The sequence below is a fragment of the Ammoniphilus resinae genome (assembly GCF_017873965.1).
Lineage (GTDB): Bacteria > Bacillota > Bacilli > Aneurinibacillales > RAOX-1 > Ammoniphilus_A > Ammoniphilus_A resinae.
Genome location: NZ_JAGGKT010000011.1, coordinates 1 through 18,042 on the forward strand (window position 1 = coordinate 1; position 18,042 = coordinate 18,042).

Sequence of the window (18,042 nt, forward strand, 5' to 3'; positions counted from 1 at the left end):
TGACGCACTGTCTGTCTGCTAGCGCTTCCGGCCGTCGGTGCACACGGGACTTGAACCCGATAAGTATAGTGCGCTGCCAAGCGCACAAAGAGGCTACTTCACAGCAGCCCCCATTTGATTCTATTCTGTCTTATCTGGAATCCGGCAACCTGATTCGTCACAAACTTCCCCTTGGTCGTTCAACACAGTCAATGGTTGTGTTTCCTGCCAAGCTTTTTCTAATGCCTGAAGAAAAACCTCACTTGGTTGTGCCCCAGACACCGCATATTTACGATCGATCACATAAAAAGGTACACCTGTCACTCCGAGATGTGAGGCTTCTTGCTCCTCACCGCGTACTACCATGGCATATTCGTTCCCTTTAAGCATAGTTGCAACTTCCTCGCCATTTAATCCAACCTCTTCGGCCAGCTGGATTAGCGTCTGATGGTCACCGATGTGCTTCGAATCTGTAAAATAAGCACGGAATAACCGCTCTGTCATTTCGTGCATTTTTCCTTTTTCTGCCGCAAATTGCGTTAATCGATGGGCATCAAAAGTATTCGTCATGACTATGGTTTCAAAGTTAAATTCTAATCCTACCATCTGTGCTTGTCTTTCCAAATTCTTTGCAGATTCGATCGCTTGGTTCCGAGTCATCCCGTATTTATTCACCAGTTTTTCAAAATAGTCGCCGTCAACATCTCTTTCTGATGTAGGATCTAGTTCAAAGCTACGGTATAGGACTTCAACCTGGTCTTTGTGTGCAAAATTATTAAGCGCGGCATCCAGCCGACGATCGCCAATATAGCAAAACGGTCAGGCATAATCGGACCAAATTTCAATTTTCATTTTATGTACACCTCTCTTTTCCTTTATCCGGCATTAACGGGCAGTAAGATCCTCTTTTCCAAAACATTTCGGAACGAAAAGAGGACTACTGCCCGTAAATGCCCGATAAGTGCAACTAACCATCAGGGTGGGATGAAGGAAAGCCCCTCCTTCTGATGGAAGTTTTCTTTATTGTATCATATGGGGTTTCAAAGCGAAAATTCAGAGTGGCCCCTTCAAAAGAGTTTAAAATCATTCCTTTAAGGAAAAATATGTAGGTCCTTCCTAGTCTTTCAACCCCAATCATTGTATGATGATGTTAAACACTTACTGATAAAGGAGGCTGTCCCTTGGAAGACTATCAATCATTTCTAGAAGGCTTATTTATCTGCGGCGAAATAGATGTCCCTACTGTCATCGACAAGGAAAAGGCGAATTTCATCGTAGACGTCCGTGCGGAAGCAAAGGAATCTGCTGGAGGTCAAGAGAATAGAAGGGTAAATATCCCTCTCGAAGCCAGTAAACCAAATCAGTCGAAAGAGTTAAAGGAAGCTATTGATCAATTGGTCGCCGCTTACAAAAAGGGAGAAAAGGCTGTTCTCCATTGAAAAGGCGGAGGTGGCCGCGCTGGAAGCGTGGCAGCAGGTGTTTTATTGGCTTTAAACAAGGCAGAATCGATAGATAAAGCAGAAGCCATGATCCTAAAAATTCGTCCTAAAGCGAAGATCTCGCAGGAGTTAAAAGAGGATTTACAGAGAATATTTCCTGACAAATAAGAGAAGCTTCTTATGCCGAGAGGGATGTAGATTCGAGGAAGTTTATAACTTCCTATGCGGAAAGAAAAACGACCCAAGGGGCGGACAACTCTGTGCCACCTCTTTGGGTCAAATCTTACTCTATGTATTGTGCAATTCGATCAGGATTAACGGATACATCTTTGGCAGCAGTGCCGTCATCATCTATCATCCTTTTCCCATAAAGGAAATGAGCGTTCCACCAGCCCTTGTCAAGGTTGGCGTTCATTTTTGAGTCTGTGACACCGATCCCCTTTTGAAAGGTATGGATAAACTCAATTTCTCCATTATCCTTCACTTCTTTTACAATCCCGACATGGCCAATCCGGCGGTAATCATCCTTTTTGTATTTCCTTGCAGTACCTGCGGTAGAAAAGAAAACCAGATCACCCCTGCGCAATTGATCCCGGCTCAATACGTCGCCACCGTCATAAATGAACTGTGATCGCGAAGTCCTGCGCAGCTTAATGTTATTTTTCCAGAAAACATATTGTGTAAGGGAAGAGCAATCAAACACATCTGTCCGTCCTGACTTCGCTCCGTATAGGTAATCAACGCCATAGTATTTTTCCGCTAACCGGATCACGGCATCCGCTTTTTTCTCCCAACCAGGCTTGTCCATTTCATTTTCAGAAATGGGCTCGTTTGGGGTATCATTTTCCTCGGACTCATCGACTGGTCCCGTTGGTTCTTCGATAATATCCTTGGTCAGAATCATCGCGTGATGATTACGAGCATCCCATTGAACATCCGCACCAAAAGCCTCAGCTATGTAACGAAGCGGTACATAGGTCCGGGAATCCATAATCGCAGATTCATATTGTCCTATGCGAAAATATAGATTTTGAGCGTCCTTACTTAGTTTAATCGACTGCTTTGCCTGATTCCAGGCAACTTTATATCCCAATTCCTCAACAACAAATCGAACAGGAACGATCGTATGATTATTGTCATTCACCCTAGGTGACCCATCTGTAAACAGAACTTGTTCATGATCCACGCTAACTGCTATCTCTTTATTTCCCCCTTGTGCATAACCTGCTTCGGCCGGAAGGGCGAGAGACAGACACAGGAGAGGAACAATCCACTTTTTGAACATAACCTTACCTCCGAAAGATGAAATTTGGGGACAATTGGATATATCCACTATAACATCCTTCGGAGGGGGATCACTGGGTTTGACGCCAAATTATACATAGGTAAAAGTTACCAGTTATTATCCTACCTGCGAATCCTCTTTTTCGAGAAGCTTATTTAATTGACTTGTTGAATCTATGTAAGACCCAGGAATCGGAAACAGATCCGATAATCTCTGAACGTTCCCATTTGCATCATGAAATACGACATGTTCGCGTGTAAACTTCAAAGGAGAATCAATCCCACAAGCTGCAGCGAGGGCAAATAATCCTTGCCTTACATTTATAATATAATTCATCACACGCCATTGTTTTTCTTCTGGGACTAATGCTTCCTGATATTTCGGGTCTGTCGTCGTTACCCCTGCTGGACACTTACCTGTGTGGCATTGCATGGCCATGATACATCCATTCGCAATCATAAAGCCTCGTGCCGAATTCACCGCATCTGCACCGATAGCGAGGGCAATGGCGATTTTATCCGCTGATATTAACTTACCCGAAGCAAAAATTTTGAACTGATTCCGTATGCCGAATTGATGTGCCTTATCCACTACAGCTAGCAGGGCGGGATAGAGTGGGAGCCCCATTGAATCTGCCATCGATTTATAGGTTGCGCCAGTCCCCCCTTCGCCACCATCAACGGTAAGAAAATCCGGAAAGATCTGCAGTTTTCTCATTGTTTCAAAGAAAGCATCTAATTGTGCGGCATGCCCAACCACAATCTTCATTCCAACGGGCTTTCCACCTTCATCTTGCAAGGTTTTGATAAATTTCAAGGTCTCTTCGGCATTGCTTAAAAAGGGGAAGCGATTCGGTGAATTGATCGTTTGGCCTATTTGTACTTTCCGGATGCTTGCCACCTTATCTGTTACCTTCGATCCCTCCAGATGGCCCCCACGAATTTTTGCCCCTTGCCCGAACTTTAATTCAAACGCCTTCACATGAGGCTCTCCGGCGTGTTGTTTAAATTCCTCCAAGGAAAAAATCCCTTCATCATCCCGATAACCAAACAAGCCGGGACCGATTTGTGCCACAACATCTGCACCGCTTTGCAAATGTTCAGGGGCAATACCGCCCTCCCCCGTATTGATCCATGACCCCCCAGCCATCCTGCTGCCATTCCCTGTTGAAAGAATATAATGTTCCCCTACCGAACCATAGGATGTGGCAGATGCTCCAAAGGGACCACGTAGCTTCCATGGAAATTTCCGCTTCGGACCAACGATAATCGTATCTTCTTCAGGATAGAGCCAACGAGTGGTTTGATCTTTTTCCAGCGTTTCACGTCGTGTAAACAAACCCTCATGGTCAATTTTGTACTTTGCTGCATGAATTTTCTCCTGATTATCTACTTTCAACTCCGCATTTAAGAGTGGAAATAACCCGTTAGCAATATAGTAGCCTGGCTTTTCAAAATCTCTTTTGGAACCGAAGCTAACCAAGTCATTCCGATATTTAGCAGAAAATACAATCCCTAAGAAGTCTGCTCTAGAAAAAGGTCTGTTTTCGTTATCGCCATCAAACCAATACTGTCTCAACTCTGGTCCCAGCTTTTCTAGCAAATATCTCATCCACCCTAGATAGGGATGTGCACGAATGATGGAATGCTGCGGTTTTCTTGCTAGTTGACGAAGCCATAGAAGAAAACAAAATGGACCGGCAAAAAAAACGACCAAAAGAATAATCAAGATGGTTAACAACAATGGACATGACCTCCCGCTTGAATTTTAGCCATTAAAGACTATCTCTCATTTTCTTCAGTCTTTCTATCATATAATCATAGTCTAGTTGATCAAGATCAGGATAAGCATCTAGCTTTTGCCTCACATGCTTAAGTTCTTGGGGAAGGTGATCATCCTTATTGCTCGTAAAAATAGAGGCAACAGTCCCTGTGATCACCCCGATGATCCCAATCCCGGACAACATAAGAACACTTGCAATGACCCTGCCAACAGTCGTTTGCGGCGCCAAATCACCATAACCCACCGTTGTCATGGTAACGATTGCCCACCAAAGGGCGTCCCCGTAGGAATCGAATTCTGGTTCAATCTCTTTCATCGGTAAAGATACGAGGAATAATAGACACATGACTAAAACAACAAGGGTATCAATTTTATATTTTCGCAATAAAAGGTCTAGAAAAGCTGTTCTACGATTCATGATGATGATTAAGCGGAGGATTCGGAAGACCCTTACAAAACGCGCGGTACGTAAGAATTGGTCCAAAGGAAGAATCGCGATAAAGTCTAAGGGATGTTCTTTAAAATACCTCCATTTATTGTCGCTTTTGAAGAAGCGGACAGAGTAATCAATAAAAAAGATGGACCAGATAAACCAATCAAAGATTGCACCCTCGTGTGGCGGGAGTTCCAGAACCAGTGAAAGGATCACAAGTACCGCAAGAATCAATTCATAAATAAGGCCAAAAGATATTTTTTTCATATAACCATCCCTTCACCACCCCATTTTATTACGTATACTAACCTATATTTTACCATAACAATTAGGGAACAAAAGAAATAGACCTTCTTCCATGACCGGATAAGGCCTATTTCTGCTCCTTAAGAATATAAGAAATCCCTAGTAAGCTCCAGTTCATTGTTTACCCCTTTGGAAAATAAAAACTGGTGTATATTCAGTCCGCCATTTCTAAAGAAAGCGGCGCTCGATTGCAAATATAATCTCCACATCCTGACAAAGCGCTGATCATACATTTGCTCGACCTTTTCCACCTGCTGTTCAAAGCGCTCAGCCCAATGATCTAGAGTTTTCGCATAATGAAGCCGCAAGCTTTCTACATCCAGGAGATGAAAGTCATAATCGGGTAATAACATGACGATCTCACGCAAAGATGGAATATATCCCCCAGGAAAGATATTTTTTTCAATCCACGGATCAACAGGGACCTCTGTCTGGTGTGTAATGGTATGAAGTAAAACTAATCCTTTTTCCCCAAGCAACTCGTGCACCGTTTTCATAAATATTGGATAGTGGGCCTTGCCCACGTGTTCAAACATTCCCACACTTGCAATCTTGTCATACGAATATCCTTTACGAGCCAACTCCGTATAATCCATGAGCGCTACGTCCACTTGCCCCTCTAGGCCGAGTGATCGAATTCGTTCTTTTGTTTTCCTATACTGTTCCTCACTAATAGTCACACCGAAGGATTTCACCCCGTATTGCTGCGCAGCTCTTAGAATAAGCCATCCCCAACCGCTGCCAATATCCAGCAACCTTTCACCCTTTTTTAATTGGAGTTTCTTCAACACATGGTCAATTTTTTGCAGTTGCGCCTGGTGCAGGGAATCCTTGGGTGATTTGAAGTAGGCACAGGAATAACTCATCGTTTCGTCCAACCACAGGCTATAGAATTCATTCCCAATATCATAGTGATGTTGAATATTTTCTTTCCGTTTACCAAGGGAAGTCAGTTTTGGTAAAAAGGACAAGCTTTTCGTCCAAAGCATCTCTTTATTCGATATCGCTAATGAGATCACATCTTCAATCTTCCCTTCAATCTCAATAGAGCCATTCATATATGCATCTCCAAAGGTAAGGGTTTTCTCCTTTAAGAAGCCTGCAATCGAAATCTTTTCATTGAATATAATCGTAACGTTAGGCTCCCCATCCCCATATATTTCAGATGTTCCGTCCCAATAACGAATTTGAAAAGCATGCCGCGGACTCAACCCTTGAAAAAAACGTTCAAGCATATACTTTTGCATACAAACCACCTTTAAGCTTACAGAATACTTTTTCTTCTTAGATTATGAAACGAATGAAACGGAAATGCAAAATTTTTCCAAACATAGGGATAAGCAATGTAAAGTTAATATTGATTTTAGTAACAGATCCATCTATATTAAATACTTAGCGACAATTTGCAGCGATCTGCTGGGATTGGAAAGGGGAAACACTTCGTGAACGGTTTACATTTCATGAAAAATAAAAGGGATGGGAAAATCCTATGAAGAATCAAGGTAAATTACGTATGGTCATTGAGATATTCGGAGTTATCTTCGGAAGCTTACTCTTTTCCTTAGGTTCAAACACTTTGTTGATTCCTTCAAACCTGCTTGCGGGCGGAATCACTGGGGTATGTATGTTGTTTTATCATATTTTCGGTTGGTCCGTAGGGACACAATATTTCCTTTACAACATCCCGCTTTTGATTTTAGGTTATATCCATTTAGGTCGGAAATTTATCATCTACACAATTCTTGCTGTATCTTCTGATACCATGTTCCTGCACCTCCTTCCGATTCGTCTCATGTGGACAGATAATATCATTCTCAATTCCATTTTTGGTGCGGTGGCAACAGGTGTCGGAGGAGCCCTAATGCTTCGGGCTGGCGGGTCAAATGGCGGTTTGGATGTATTGGGAAGGGTCATTGCCAAGCACCGAAATATTTCCATTGCCAAGTTTGGCCTGATCGTCAATGTCGTTATTGTAGCAGTATCTGCTGTATTCTTTGATGTTCAATCGGCGATGTTTACTGTTCTTTCTATATATGTTGGCGCAAAAACTTACGAATCGCTGCTAAACATTGCGGAAAGAAGTTCGGTTATCATCGTAACAGACAAAGGCCGTGAGGTATCAGAAGCACTCAATCATTCCTTACATCGAGGGGTTACTTCCTGGGAAGCCTTGGGCGCTTACTCAAATGCAGAAAAAAAGGTTATTCTCTGTATTATTGTGAATATTCAATGGTCGGAGCTATATGAAACCGTCCATCGAATCGACCCGCAAGCTTTTATCACAGCGTTGCCAGCACATAAAGTTGTGGGGAATTTTAAAAATACATGGTAGAGGGTATAGGATAAGAATATCTTTCCGCTAACCACTGATCAAATAAGAAACAAAATCCATAACGGAAAAGTTCTCCGTTATGGATTTTTTGTAATTTAGCGGGAATTTCCTATGTTATTGTTATTACTGGAGAAACACCACCGATCATAGGTTTCCAATATAAGAAATAAAATCAGATAAAGGATAAAAAAATGGATTAAAGACCAATGGGTAGACAAAGTTAGAATGCCTTCTTTTATTAAATAACCATTCAGTACTGTTATTAGGACAATTGCCGCTACTCTCCACTTCCAGGAAATTCTCTTTATGACCAACATCACATAGATAACATTCAGACAAAAAATGTAGGCTGATGCAAATGCAAAATGATCACGGATCGGGTTCGAGAACCAGCCAATATGAAAGAGAAACATGTTTCCGGTCGCAACAAGTAGATAGAACGCGCTAGCCTGAAAGAGGAAATTGCTTAAGAATAAAGTGAACAAATGTACTAAAAAGGAGGCCTCTCCTTGTAGTTTCTTATCCCAAACCTTTGCGAGGAAAAAACAGATAACAAGCCCTATGGCGGTATAATAAATTCTCCACCAAAAGTGCTGGTAAATCTCTAACCATAGAAATAACTTTTCAATGGAAAGTATAATTCCAATCACCAAGAGAATCCATCTCCAACCAAGCTGCAGCGTTCCGATCATAGCTGCAGTCATGGGAACAATAACAGCATTGGAAAAGATGGATCCAAGGATATTATCAAAGTACTTGTTACTTATTATGTGAGGGTAATATTCATAACTTCTAAAGAGTACAAGGATGAAATATTCCATACAATAAATTAATCCAGCAATAAATGTATAAACGGCAAAAACTCTTTGATTCTTGACTTTCCATAAAGTCACGGTAAATATAATCAAGCCAATGAGGCCAAGTAAACCGTACCAATAAGCAGGAGCCAAAAGAACCAACTCTTCCCGAATATTTTTACCTTTAAAACATAGGTAAAAATAGTATCAACCGTCTCGGGAAATTTATGCTAGCGAATAACCCCCATCGCCTCTTGATACTGTTCATCTCTTACATAAATTCCATCCTCAAATACCTTCGTTTCAATTCCCGATTCCTCTAATCTTTTTGACATATTTTGCAATCGGAATGGGTTTACATCAATATAAGCGATACTCCACTTGTCCAAAGATGAGGGTTTGTTTAACCATTTTTTCAAAATATTCATGGGCATATGCCCCTCCCTTCTACTAACTATTCGAAGGACACCTCTATTTTTGGGGGCATTAGGAAGGGTTAATTGCTAAGTTTCTGTGCGCTTTAACCGAACTTTCTTATCAAAATAAAATCGGTAGGATGCAACACTGACCATGATCCCACTAATTACAACAACTGCTGTGATGCTAAACATAATGACGATCTGAAAACGGACGGCCTGGTATGGTGGACTTCCCGCCAGAATCATCCCTGTCATCATTCCGGGCATTTGAACAAGACCTACCGTTTTTAGTGTATCAATGTTCGGGATCAAAATAGTTCTTACTGTTTGTTGAATCCATTCCTGTGACGCCTGATACATCGTAAACCCAAGAGCAAGCTTGGTTTCAATCAGATCCTTCGTTTGCGTATATTCCCGCTGCAATAGATGAAAAGTTAGCCCCGTAGAGGTCATTGCATTCCCAATCACCATCCCGCTTACAGCCAACACCTGCGGGGTTTCTAAAGGAATCACCTGAAAAATAACCCAGAGCGGAACCGTGATCAGCCAGCAAATGAAAATACTGCAAAAGCTTGTTATCCCTGCAAAAGGAATAGCCTTTCCTCGTTTACGCGCTGTAATAGCTGCTACCAGTGTCATAAATAGGATATAAGCAAAGATATGGAGCCAGTTCGTCAGAGAAAAAATAAATGATAACACAAACCCTAGAGCCAATAATTGGAGAAAGGCTCTTAAGGAGGAAATAAAAATTTCCTTTTCAAGTTTAAGCTGATAATACAATGAGATAGCTAAAGGAAATACAATAAATAATAGCGTAATCAATAATTCTATGAGAAGGTCCCCCTTACATTTATTTCTCTTGCTTTAGTTTTGACATTTCGATCGGCTTTCCTGTTATATTCTGAATGAAAATTTGGGTCGCTTTTGTTAGGTAGGGATCTTTCCTTAAAATAATCGAGAAATCCCGTAAGAAAGGTACTTCACGAACTTTCAAACGGACTAGCGTCCCTGCTTCTAACTCCCTTTCCACCACCGCTTTGGAAAGAAAACCAATCCCTAATCCGGCAGCCACAGCTTCCTTTACTCCTTGACTGCTGCTAAAAACGTAAGATTTTTTTACCCGAATTTGATTTTGTTCGATGACACGGTCGTTGTAAGCCCTCGTACCCGAGCCATTTTCCCTAAAAATCCAGACCAGATCATGTAAGTCCTTCATCTGAACAACTGTTTGAAAGGCCAATGGATGAGTGGGTGCGGAAATAAAAACCATTTCGTCTTTTTGGAAAGGCTCTATTGCCAAGTCTTTGCTGTTAACCTCACCTTCAACCAATCCCAAGTCAAACTCACTAGACTTTACACAATGCACGACATCCTCTGTATTGTTAATCATCACGTCGATGTCAACTTGTGGATATTGAAACGAAAATTGCGCCAAAATCCCTGGTAATATATACTCGCCAATCGTATAGCTTGCCCCTATTTTTAAACTGCCTGTCACTTTATTCTGCAGTAAGTGAATCCTTTGTTTCGCATCCTCATACAAATCTAAAATCTCAATTGCTCTGTCATAAAGGATTTGCCCTGCCTGCGTAGGTTCAACCTGTTTGGCCGAACGATGAATAAGCTTCATTCCCAGTTCCTGTTCTAGATTCTGAATTTGTAGGCTGACAGCCGGCTGGGAGAGGTGCAAGGTTTCAGCCGCTTTGGAAAAACCATGCTTTTGTATAACCGTAATAAAGATTTTCAGTGAATCGACAATCATGAAAAGTGTCCTTCTCTCTATTATCTATTGAGTACATAAAAAGTATTATTAAAATTCCTAATCCAATATATAAAGTATCGGTATTTCCCTTTTATTTCTCCACATCGTAAAGTTAAACTTACAAAAAATTCATTGAGAAAGGTGGAGCGAGACCATGCAGGCTCGAAATACGCCCCATGTTATACACGGTCCGGAAAGAAAGCAACCAGATGAAGACCCACGTTGGAGGTCCATCTTTGGAGTTGGATTTACCTTTTTTATCGCCATGATCGGTATGGGATTAGCGAAAGTTCCCCTTATTAGCCACTTGGGTTCGATGGTAACAGCGATCCTACTCGCGATTTTCTTCCGACAATTTTTTGGCTATCCTGAAATCTTGCGAACAGGGATTCAGTTTTCTGGAAAAAAGATATTAAGATACGCGATCGTCCTTTTTGGCTTCAGACTAAATGTTGAAGTTATTTTACAGCAAGGAATAGGACTTCTGCTCAAAGATGTATTCAGTATTGTTCTAGCGATTATCGTTACAATGCTTATTGCCAAATGGATTAAAGCAGAAAAAGCCTTATCGTTTATGCTTGCCGTTGGGACCGGTGTTTGTGGAGCAGCAGCGATTGCAGCCGTTTCTCCGATCATTAAAGCCAACGATGATGACACAGCCATCGGCGTAGGAATGATTGCCCTTATGGGAACTATTTTCACTATTATTTATACACTATTATTGCCGATTTTGCCGCTTACAAATATTCAGTATGGGGTTTGGTCAGGTGTCAGTCTGCACGAGATTGCTCATGTTGCCGCAGCGGCCGCACCTGCCGGGGCGGATGCACTGGCGATTGCCTTACTGGCGAAACTTGGAAGGGTCTTGTTATTGGTTCCCCTTTGTTTTCTTTTAGCCTACTGGATGAAACGAAAAGATAAAGGAACAGAAGCAAACGTAGATTTCCCTTGGTTCCTTCTCGGATTTATCATCACCAGCTTAATTGGAACCTACGCAGGGCTCCCCCAGGAACTCTTAGATGGCATTGCCGTTTTCAGTTCCTTCCTACTCACTGCCGCAATGGTTGGTTTAGGCCTTAATGTTAGTTTCCAAGCGCTTAAGCAGAAAGGTTTAAAGCCATTATTTGCGATGTTAGTAGCCTCAATCCTACTTTCCATTGTCACATTTACTTATCAAGCCTTGGGGTAAACACAAAGAAGCCAGTGATCTGGATAAAACCAGATCCTGGCTTTTCTTAATTGAAGCCACTTATCGCATAAGCATAGCGAAGAGGTGTAAAGCGTATACTCTCATATTGTTCCTGATGAAATTGCCGGATTCCTTTAAAGCTTGGGTACACATTGGCTTCGATAATCCAAACCTTTCCATTTTGATCAATCCCGAGATCAATTCCAAACTCGGCAAAATGGTGTTCCGTTTGATCCATCTTTAGACAGATTTGCTTGCTTAATTCAACAACCTCTTCGATCTTCTGCGCCACCTGGTTCGGAGAAAAACCAAAAGCTAAATAGAGAGCTTGTTGAACAGAAGTAGCATGACCTCCTTTTGCTAGGTTCGTAACATAGCTGTTAGGGATTGCATGGCGTGCCTCCATTCCGTTGCAAACCCACTTCCCTTGATCCTCCTTTTGCATGACCACACGAATGTCAAAGGGTGAGGAATTAATTTTTACAATGGGAATAAGCTCCTGAATGATATGTTTATCTGGAAATTTTACTTCTTCTTTTAAATAAGAGAAAAATTTGTTGCCAGAAAGCTGCATCTTTACGGGCTGCTTCGGCCGATGGTCAATAACAAGAAAATTTCTTCCTTGAAGACGTTGAATATAGAGGATCCCTCTTCCACGGGAGAGGTCAACAGGTTTTATAATGGCCTTAGGATGGGAGTTGAGAAAGCTATGAAGGAAGTTTTTTTCGATAGACAATATTGCGGTATGTGGAAGATGCCTACGCAGGTTGGGGTCAGAATACAAAATCGAGTGGAAATCCATTTTTGTAAAACGATAGGAATTAAAGATACGGGAATTCGTGATTTTCTTTAGTTTTTCAATCTTCTCCTCATCGTTGTGGAAGTATCGTCGGTAAATTACATTTGGAATGGGAAAAACCCCAAACTCCCATTGGGCCTCAATGTTTTTTCCATTCGGATTAAAGTAGAGTCCATGAACAATCTTCCTATCCCAATCTATATTTTCCTCCGCAAAGGCGCAGATAAATCCTTTAATATCTTGATAAATCGCAAAACGATCCATAAACTTTTGCATAAAACTGGCTGAATAGGAATGTGGACTATCACCTAGCAGAAATCCAATGGTCGGCCCAATTTCTATCGTATCGGAATTCAACCACCTAAGTTTGTAATCAATCCCATCCTTTAAATATAACCGTTGAAACAACTCATTCGGGACAACGAAATGGGAGCTGTTGTTTGGAAGAGTAGATGGCTTTATTTTAACCTTTTTGATCTGTATACTGCCAAATTGAAGGTTAATAACTCTTTCGGAATGAATGCCCATTTGCCTGCACAGTAGTTCTGAGCATTTGACGATCCTACTCATTTAGATGCCCTCCAGATCTTTGCTGTAACAAAAACTTTCCATACGCAACTGGCTGCTTATACGAATTTTCCCACATCTTCCATTCTTCTGCTTCATGGTACAGCTCTTTTCTTTCCATTAAACACAAATCAAATAAAAATAAATCGCCAGTGGGCGAGATGACGAAGTCGAATGAGATATCCGAAAGTTGCGGGAGAAAGGCCTCCAAATACATGGCTGATTTAAGGCCGATTAATTTCATAAGCTCAAAACTTGGTCCTTCCATCCAGCTAGATTGATCGTCTGCCATTTGATTAATAGAAAATGGCTTTGGTTTCGTTTTTATGGGGTGGGATTTGGAGGAATAAAGAAGGCTAATTAATCCATTAAGGCTCCATTTTCCATGTTCATTCTTTTGATATCCGGTATGAAATACATACGGATGTCCCTGCCACTTTGGAAATGGAATACACTCACGAACCATATAGGGTCCTCTGCCAAGGATGCCATTTAGGCGCTCTTTCCAATTATCCTCAGAAAAACTCCCTTTTACGTACTTTCCTTTGTTCACCGCTTGATAATGAACAAGTCCCTCTCTTTTCGTCATTTCAACCAACTTTTTGCCTGGTCCTTTTTCTCGATAAACTAATTGGTGATAATTAGGCAGCTGTTCTTGTGTGTTCGCACTCAAAACTTGTATTTTGGGCAGAAAGGGAATTAATTCCTCATTTGTCTGTAAAATCCGGATAGCCTTTATCAGACTAAAGCGACAGACCGGATTAAAAAGAGTTGATATTTTTTGCGACCGCAGTTTCCTCACTTTATTGATGGTATCAGATTTTAAATTGATTGATCGATTATAAATGGCTTTCGGGAGGGGAATAACACAATTCACCAATTCCATTTTCCGGTTAAAATAGTAGGCTTTCGTCTTGCCTTCTTCCAATTGCAAACTTTCCGGTTGTATAAAAAACACTTGAATATTCATAGCTTCCGCAAATCTATGGTATAAATCCAAGTGTTCGCGTTCTGGGTGATACATCATAAATCTACGAATCGTTCGCCCATTGACAAGAATACCCAACGATCGTTCCATATGCTTCCTCCTTGCTAGATACTATCCTATTTTAGATATAACGTCCCCTTCCTCTATACCCATATTACTTAAAGTGGATGGCTATGGTAACGGCGGATATCTAGTTCAAAAGGAAATAACTTTTCTTATTTAATTTTGACTCAGCAGGAGTCTATAAAACGTTCATAGATTTGCTTCCCTTTTGCTTTTTGCATTGATTTAGCAGATAACGCCCATAGGCTAAAGGAGATTCAAACAGCCTTCCCCAGACATCGAGCATCTTCCCCTTTACAAAACATTTTCGCTGGTCACGCAAGTTCATTTCGATAAAATAAGGATGCCCCTTCTGATCTATTCCAAAATCAAATCCGACATCTGCTAAATGGGGGATTTTTCCATCTAAATACTTCACAAATTGAATCGCTACTTCCTCCAAGTGATCCTTAATCTTTGGAGCTTTTAAAGGAGGATCTAGGATGCTTTCCAGCGGATAGCATTTCCCCCCCTGGGCCACATTGGTTAAAAAATTCCCTTTCGCAGCCACTTTGGCCACCATACCTGGTACTTTCCAAGTACCATCCATCCCTTTCTGAACAGAGATCCTAATATCAAAAGGGGCTCCTTTCCACCTGGCAAGCGGGATGGTTTCTTGAATATGGTGTCTCCTCGATAAAGCACTTGTGAGAAACGCCGTGAGCGCTTCTTTATTCATAACTTTCCTTTCCCTTACACCATGTTTAACATATTGCAGTTCCCATTCCCCATCCGACAATTTTGTTGCTTTTTTAATTCCCATCCCAACAGAACCTTTGTTTGGTTTCACAAAAAAAGATGTCCATTGATCTATACACTTATTTAGATGATCCTTGTCAAATGGGAGGGTTTGAGGCAAATAAGGACGTAATTTTTTATTTTCCGTCAAAAGTTCATAAAGATATAATTTCCCATACAAATTCCATTGATTAAAAACAATCCTACCGGTTTTCACTAATTGCTGCAGTGTTCTTTTATCACCTTGGGAATACAGCCGGGCCCGATTATAAATCACTCTTGGGATTTCCATTACTTCTTGTTTCCATTCATCATTTTCATAATAATAGACTTTAACACGCTCGGTTTCACTCGAAACATCCCTTATACGAAAGAAGCAGAGCTCTAACTGGTACTTTTTAGCTAATTTCTGATATAATGAAACTTTTTCGAAAGATTTTTTGTTGTTAATGACTCTGTTAAGAATTGAATTCCCAAGCAAAATACCTAATCGTTCCACCCCATAACACCACCTTTTATCACTTTTAACTGCTTCTTTTATCGTATTAATAACAAAATCTAGGGGTTCTAGTTTCCTGTCTAGCAAGTGGCCTATCCTTTGTATGAAGGGTCTAAGGATTGTGACTAGTGCCAGGTGGTTTGTACTTTCTGTTATAGCGAAAATAGGATCTAATCCTTCTATACATGGTTTTATCCTCTAATCTGCGGAATCCCCGCAATCCGGATCCTGCATTCACCTCGATGTTCCATATCTTCCCTGTTTTATCAATGCCCATATCAAGCCCCCATAACGTTCTCTCAGGCTCTTGATTTTGTATCAGTGAAGCTATCCTTAGGCAAAGCATATTCAATTCTTGCAGCAAATTCTGCACATTTTGTTTCTCCATATTTGAATTCTCTATGGCTGCCTCAACCGTCATAGCTCTCCCTTTTTTTGCTATATTTGTCGTGATTAATCCTTCTCGCGCAACTTTCGCATATTGACCAGTTACCACCCATGCCGTTGAACCTTTTTTCCGCTGCACAATCACGCGCAAATCAAAAGGACAATAATTAACCTCTGCTAACCTAATTCGTTGCTGAACAAGATAACGAGAATTCTTAGTCAAAACAAGGATTTGCTCTATTAGCTTTTCTTTATTCATTCTCTTCCGATTGCTAGAATGGTGGATTTCAAGTTCATCATCTGCAATCAAAGCAACCTTAAAAATCCCATTCCCTTTTGTTCCCGCAATTGGTTTTAAAATAATCTCTTCGTATTTTTGCAGCATATCAAAAACCGTTTCCACATCGAATAATCTAGTTTCCGGCAAACAGTTCCTTATCACATCATCCTTTACCAGAATATGATATCGCTCCCACTTTACATTTCTCATATTTTTTCTCTCCCTACAAAAATGGATGACAATTTTATTTCTATTAATATATGAAAATTCTTCTCTTAAGAAACGGCTAACATCCTATCAATTGAATTTATCTTATCGTTGAAAGATAGAAACACCTTATCAAAACGGGAAAAAGGACATGCCAATAATGCATGCCCTTTTAGAGATTTTCTTAATCTAAAATAATTTGATCAATGTAACGCTCTTCGTGATTTCTTTTTCGCTTTTGATTGGTGGAGTCATCCCATGTGGAAGACTCAAGAAACTGCTCAAAATTATCCAATGAATCATCATGATAAATGGAATGAGGCGTTTCCTCATTGGCCTCTTTTTTTAGAGCTTGGCTTGATTTCTTCCTAGGCTGTTCTTTCGCAAATGGAGCCATTTTTTTCGTAGTATGACCACTTGGTGTCGCTTCTTTTTTGACTGTTTCCTGACTAGCATTGGCGGGGACTTCTTTTTTAGTTTTGGGGTCGACTGTTGTTGCGGATAATGCCTTTTTTGCTGGCTGCATTATGTTCTTTTTTTGCGGTTTACGATTGACTGTTTTCGCTGGTACCTCTTTGATTTGCTGTTGGTTTGAAGAGGGGCCGGTTTCTGCTTTAAGTTTCCGACGAACTGTTTTTGAAGGCTCCTCTTTCACTAACTGTTGGTTCGAGGAAGGGGCTGTTTCTGCTTTAGGTTTCCGACGAACTGTTTTTGAAGGTTCCTCTTTCACTAACTGTTGGTTCGAGGAAGGGGCGGTTTCTGCTTTAGGTTTCCGACGAACTGTTTTTGAAGGTTCCTCTTTCACTAACTGTTGGTTCGAGGAGTGGGCGGTTTCTGCTTTAGGTTTCCGACGAAAAGTTGTTGCATTCATTTCCTTTTGAGATTTCTGCTGTCCTTGCGTTGTTATGTCTTCTTTTTTTGTTTCGCGTTGAGTTATTACTTGATTTTTTGTTGCAAGACGTCCTTTGGTTGCTGGCACCTCTTTTTTGTTAAAAAGCTTTAGATCCTGTTGTTCAAAAGACTTTCTTTTCGTTTCGGAATTGTGGGCTTTTATAATAGTTGGTTGAACCGTAGCCTTCTTTTCTATAATGACCTTCCTTGTTCCCTGATTGACAGTCTCAACATTCTTTACCCATGAGACTTTTCTAATCGACCCACTATTCCCAACCATGTCCCCGTGTGGTTTCTTGCTGTATCTCATAGTAATACAACCCGAATTTTTGAGAGCATAAAAATACTCTTTATTAAGTGTACTCATGATCTTTAATAACATTTCTCGAGCGTCTTGGTTCGCAATATGGAAGAAGGAATTTAGGTAAAATTTCATTCCGATAAGATTACTAACGATCCTTTCAATTCTATTGACAAGAAGAACATTGTTTAAGAGACGCCTATTCATTTTCCTTCGCCTGGTCCATACATTTTTATTAATAAGGACCGAATGACCAGCAATCCTTACTTTGACAAATTGGCTAAATTTAGGGTTGACTCTCCACATTAGCCTCATCATCGTTAAATCAAACTCTTTTAACCCTTGTAATAACCTCTGACGCCTTTCCCCGTGAATAGAAGTCCGTAGCCTGCCAATGTTCTTTCTCATCCGAATAAGTTGAACGATTAATTGGTTAATCTGCCTTCGAAAATCTTCCTTACCACCCGACCCAGCCGTCCGCCAAACTAAATACTTTTCCAATTTACCATCTCCTTCAAACCTATGTGCTATATCCTATTGGCGAAACGCGGAAAGGACAC

Annotated in this window: 18 protein-coding genes; 4 read left to right on the forward strand and 14 right to left on the reverse strand. The window is 40.9% G+C overall.

Going from position 1 to position 18,042, the window contains the following annotated elements:
- Positions 1 to 120: 120 nt before the first annotated feature.
- Complete coding sequence (locus J2Z37_RS16460) at positions 121 to 831, reverse strand: DsbA family oxidoreductase (protein ID WP_209811390.1); 711 nt, start codon at positions 829 to 831, stop codon at positions 121 to 123.
- 329 nt (positions 832 to 1,160) lie between these two features.
- Here J2Z37_RS16460 and J2Z37_RS16465 point away from each other — a divergent pair, with 329 nt between their 5' ends.
- The gene (locus J2Z37_RS16465; protein WP_209811391.1) at positions 1,161 to 1,418 is read left to right on the forward strand and encodes a hypothetical protein; all 258 of its coding nucleotides are present in this window, start codon (positions 1,161 to 1,163) and stop codon (positions 1,416 to 1,418) included.
- A 27-nt stretch (positions 1,419 to 1,445) separates the two neighbouring features.
- The gene (locus tag J2Z37_RS16470; protein WP_209811392.1) at positions 1,446 to 1,586 is read left to right on the forward strand and encodes a hypothetical protein; all 141 of its coding nucleotides are present in this window, start codon (positions 1,446 to 1,448) and stop codon (positions 1,584 to 1,586) included.
- A 115-nt stretch (positions 1,587 to 1,701) separates the two neighbouring features.
- On the opposite strand, the gene J2Z37_RS16475 is transcribed toward J2Z37_RS16470, so the two are convergent.
- The 4 genes from J2Z37_RS16475 to J2Z37_RS16490 all read right to left on the reverse strand — a co-directional run bounded on the left by J2Z37_RS16475 (position 1,702) and on the right by J2Z37_RS16490 (position 6,471).
- Positions 1,702 to 2,703 carry a stalk domain-containing protein gene (locus J2Z37_RS16475; protein WP_209811393.1) on the reverse strand — a complete coding sequence of 334 codons (1,002 nt, stop codon included), beginning with the start codon at positions 2,701 to 2,703 and terminating at the stop codon, positions 1,702 to 1,704.
- Positions 2,704 to 2,820: 117 nt separating this feature from the next.
- Positions 2,821 to 4,446, reverse strand: a complete 1,626-nt coding sequence (locus tag J2Z37_RS16480; protein ID WP_209811394.1) for an FMN-binding glutamate synthase family protein — start codon at positions 4,444 to 4,446, stop codon at positions 2,821 to 2,823.
- Positions 4,447 to 4,477: 31 nt separating this feature from the next.
- Positions 4,478 to 5,185, reverse strand: coding sequence for an ion transporter (locus tag J2Z37_RS16485; RefSeq protein ID WP_209811395.1), 708 nt, complete (start codon positions 5,183 to 5,185; stop codon positions 4,478 to 4,480).
- Between the two features lie 119 nt (positions 5,186 to 5,304).
- Positions 5,305 to 6,471, reverse strand: a complete 1,167-nt coding sequence (locus J2Z37_RS16490; RefSeq protein WP_209811396.1) for an SAM-dependent methyltransferase — start codon at positions 6,469 to 6,471, stop codon at positions 5,305 to 5,307.
- 242 nt (positions 6,472 to 6,713) lie between these two features.
- Here J2Z37_RS16490 and J2Z37_RS16495 point away from each other — a divergent pair, with 242 nt between their 5' ends.
- On the forward strand, positions 6,714 to 7,556 hold the full coding sequence (locus J2Z37_RS16495; protein WP_209811397.1) for a YitT family protein: 843 nt from the start codon (positions 6,714 to 6,716) through the stop codon (positions 7,554 to 7,556).
- Between the two features lie 95 nt (positions 7,557 to 7,651).
- Here the strand turns inward: J2Z37_RS16495 and J2Z37_RS16500 are convergent, their stop codons facing one another.
- The 4 genes from J2Z37_RS16500 to J2Z37_RS16515 all read right to left on the reverse strand — a co-directional run bounded on the left by J2Z37_RS16500 (position 7,652) and on the right by J2Z37_RS16515 (position 10,534).
- Complete coding sequence (locus tag J2Z37_RS16500) at positions 7,652 to 8,506, reverse strand: hypothetical protein (protein ID WP_209811398.1); 855 nt, start codon at positions 8,504 to 8,506, stop codon at positions 7,652 to 7,654.
- 77 nt (positions 8,507 to 8,583) lie between these two features.
- On the reverse strand, positions 8,584 to 8,781 hold the full coding sequence (locus J2Z37_RS16505) for a hypothetical protein (RefSeq protein WP_209811399.1): 198 nt from the start codon (positions 8,779 to 8,781) through the stop codon (positions 8,584 to 8,586).
- A 75-nt stretch (positions 8,782 to 8,856) separates the two neighbouring features.
- A complete protein-coding gene (locus J2Z37_RS16510; RefSeq protein WP_209811400.1) occupies positions 8,857 to 9,594 on the reverse strand; it encodes an ABC transporter permease in 738 nt (245 codons plus the stop codon).
- A 28-nt stretch (positions 9,595 to 9,622) separates the two neighbouring features.
- Entirely contained in the window at positions 9,623 to 10,534 is a 912-nt protein-coding gene (locus tag J2Z37_RS16515; protein ID WP_209811401.1) for a LysR family transcriptional regulator, read from the reverse strand.
- A gap of 154 nt (positions 10,535 to 10,688) precedes the next feature.
- Here J2Z37_RS16515 and J2Z37_RS16520 point away from each other — a divergent pair, with 154 nt between their 5' ends.
- Entirely contained in the window at positions 10,689 to 11,723 is a 1,035-nt protein-coding gene (locus J2Z37_RS16520; RefSeq protein ID WP_209811402.1) for a YeiH family protein, read from the forward strand.
- Between the two features lie 46 nt (positions 11,724 to 11,769).
- On the opposite strand, the gene J2Z37_RS16525 is transcribed toward J2Z37_RS16520, so the two are convergent.
- The 5 genes from J2Z37_RS16525 to J2Z37_RS16545 all read right to left on the reverse strand — a co-directional run bounded on the left by J2Z37_RS16525 (position 11,770) and on the right by J2Z37_RS16545 (position 17,983).
- Entirely contained in the window at positions 11,770 to 13,092 is a 1,323-nt protein-coding gene (locus J2Z37_RS16525; protein ID WP_209811403.1) for a YheC/YheD family endospore coat-associated protein, read from the reverse strand.
- Complete coding sequence (locus tag J2Z37_RS16530; RefSeq protein ID WP_209811404.1) at positions 13,085 to 14,167, reverse strand: YheC/YheD family protein; 1,083 nt, start codon at positions 14,165 to 14,167, stop codon at positions 13,085 to 13,087. The genes J2Z37_RS16525 and J2Z37_RS16530 overlap by 8 nt, the downstream gene beginning before the upstream one ends.
- Positions 14,168 to 14,318: 151 nt before the next feature.
- Positions 14,319 to 15,416: a YheC/YheD family endospore coat-associated protein gene (locus J2Z37_RS16535; RefSeq protein WP_209811405.1), complete on the reverse strand. Its 1,098-nt coding sequence runs from the start codon at positions 15,414 to 15,416 to the stop codon at positions 14,319 to 14,321.
- A 112-nt stretch (positions 15,417 to 15,528) separates the two neighbouring features.
- A complete protein-coding gene (locus J2Z37_RS16540) occupies positions 15,529 to 16,293 on the reverse strand; it encodes a YheC/YheD family protein (RefSeq protein ID WP_209811406.1) in 765 nt (254 codons plus the stop codon).
- A gap of 181 nt (positions 16,294 to 16,474) precedes the next feature.
- Positions 16,475 to 17,983: a hypothetical protein gene (locus J2Z37_RS16545; protein ID WP_209811407.1), complete on the reverse strand. Its 1,509-nt coding sequence runs from the start codon at positions 17,981 to 17,983 to the stop codon at positions 16,475 to 16,477.
- Positions 17,984 to 18,042: the final 59 nt, after the last annotated feature.

Excerpts from the sequence above, each read along its gene's own strand:
- J2Z37_RS16475 (WP_209811393.1), bottom strand. The coding sequence starts at position 2,703 with ATGTTCAAAAAGTGGATTGTTCCTCTCCTGTGTCTGTCTCTCGCCCTT.
- J2Z37_RS16485 (WP_209811395.1), bottom strand. The coding sequence starts at position 5,185 with ATGAAAAAAATATCTTTTGGCCTTATTTATGAATTGATTCTTGCGGTA.
- J2Z37_RS16490 (WP_209811396.1), bottom strand. The coding sequence starts at position 6,471 with ATGCAAAAGTATATGCTTGAACGTTTTTTTCAAGGGTTGAGTCCGCGG.
- J2Z37_RS16495 (WP_209811397.1), top strand. The coding sequence starts at position 6,714 with ATGAAGAATCAAGGTAAATTACGTATGGTCATTGAGATATTCGGAGTT.
- J2Z37_RS16505 (WP_209811399.1), bottom strand. The coding sequence starts at position 8,781 with ATGAATATTTTGAAAAAATGGTTAAACAAACCCTCATCTTTGGACAAG.
- J2Z37_RS16515 (WP_209811401.1), bottom strand. The coding sequence starts at position 10,534 with ATGATTGTCGATTCACTGAAAATCTTTATTACGGTTATACAAAAGCAT.
- J2Z37_RS16520 (WP_209811402.1), top strand. The coding sequence starts at position 10,689 with ATGCAGGCTCGAAATACGCCCCATGTTATACACGGTCCGGAAAGAAAG.
- J2Z37_RS16525 (WP_209811403.1), bottom strand. The coding sequence starts at position 13,092 with ATGAGTAGGATCGTCAAATGCTCAGAACTACTGTGCAGGCAAATGGGC.
- J2Z37_RS16530 (WP_209811404.1), bottom strand. The coding sequence starts at position 14,167 with ATGGAACGATCGTTGGGTATTCTTGTCAATGGGCGAACGATTCGTAGA.
- J2Z37_RS16540 (WP_209811406.1), bottom strand. The coding sequence starts at position 16,293 with ATGAGAAATGTAAAGTGGGAGCGATATCATATTCTGGTAAAGGATGAT.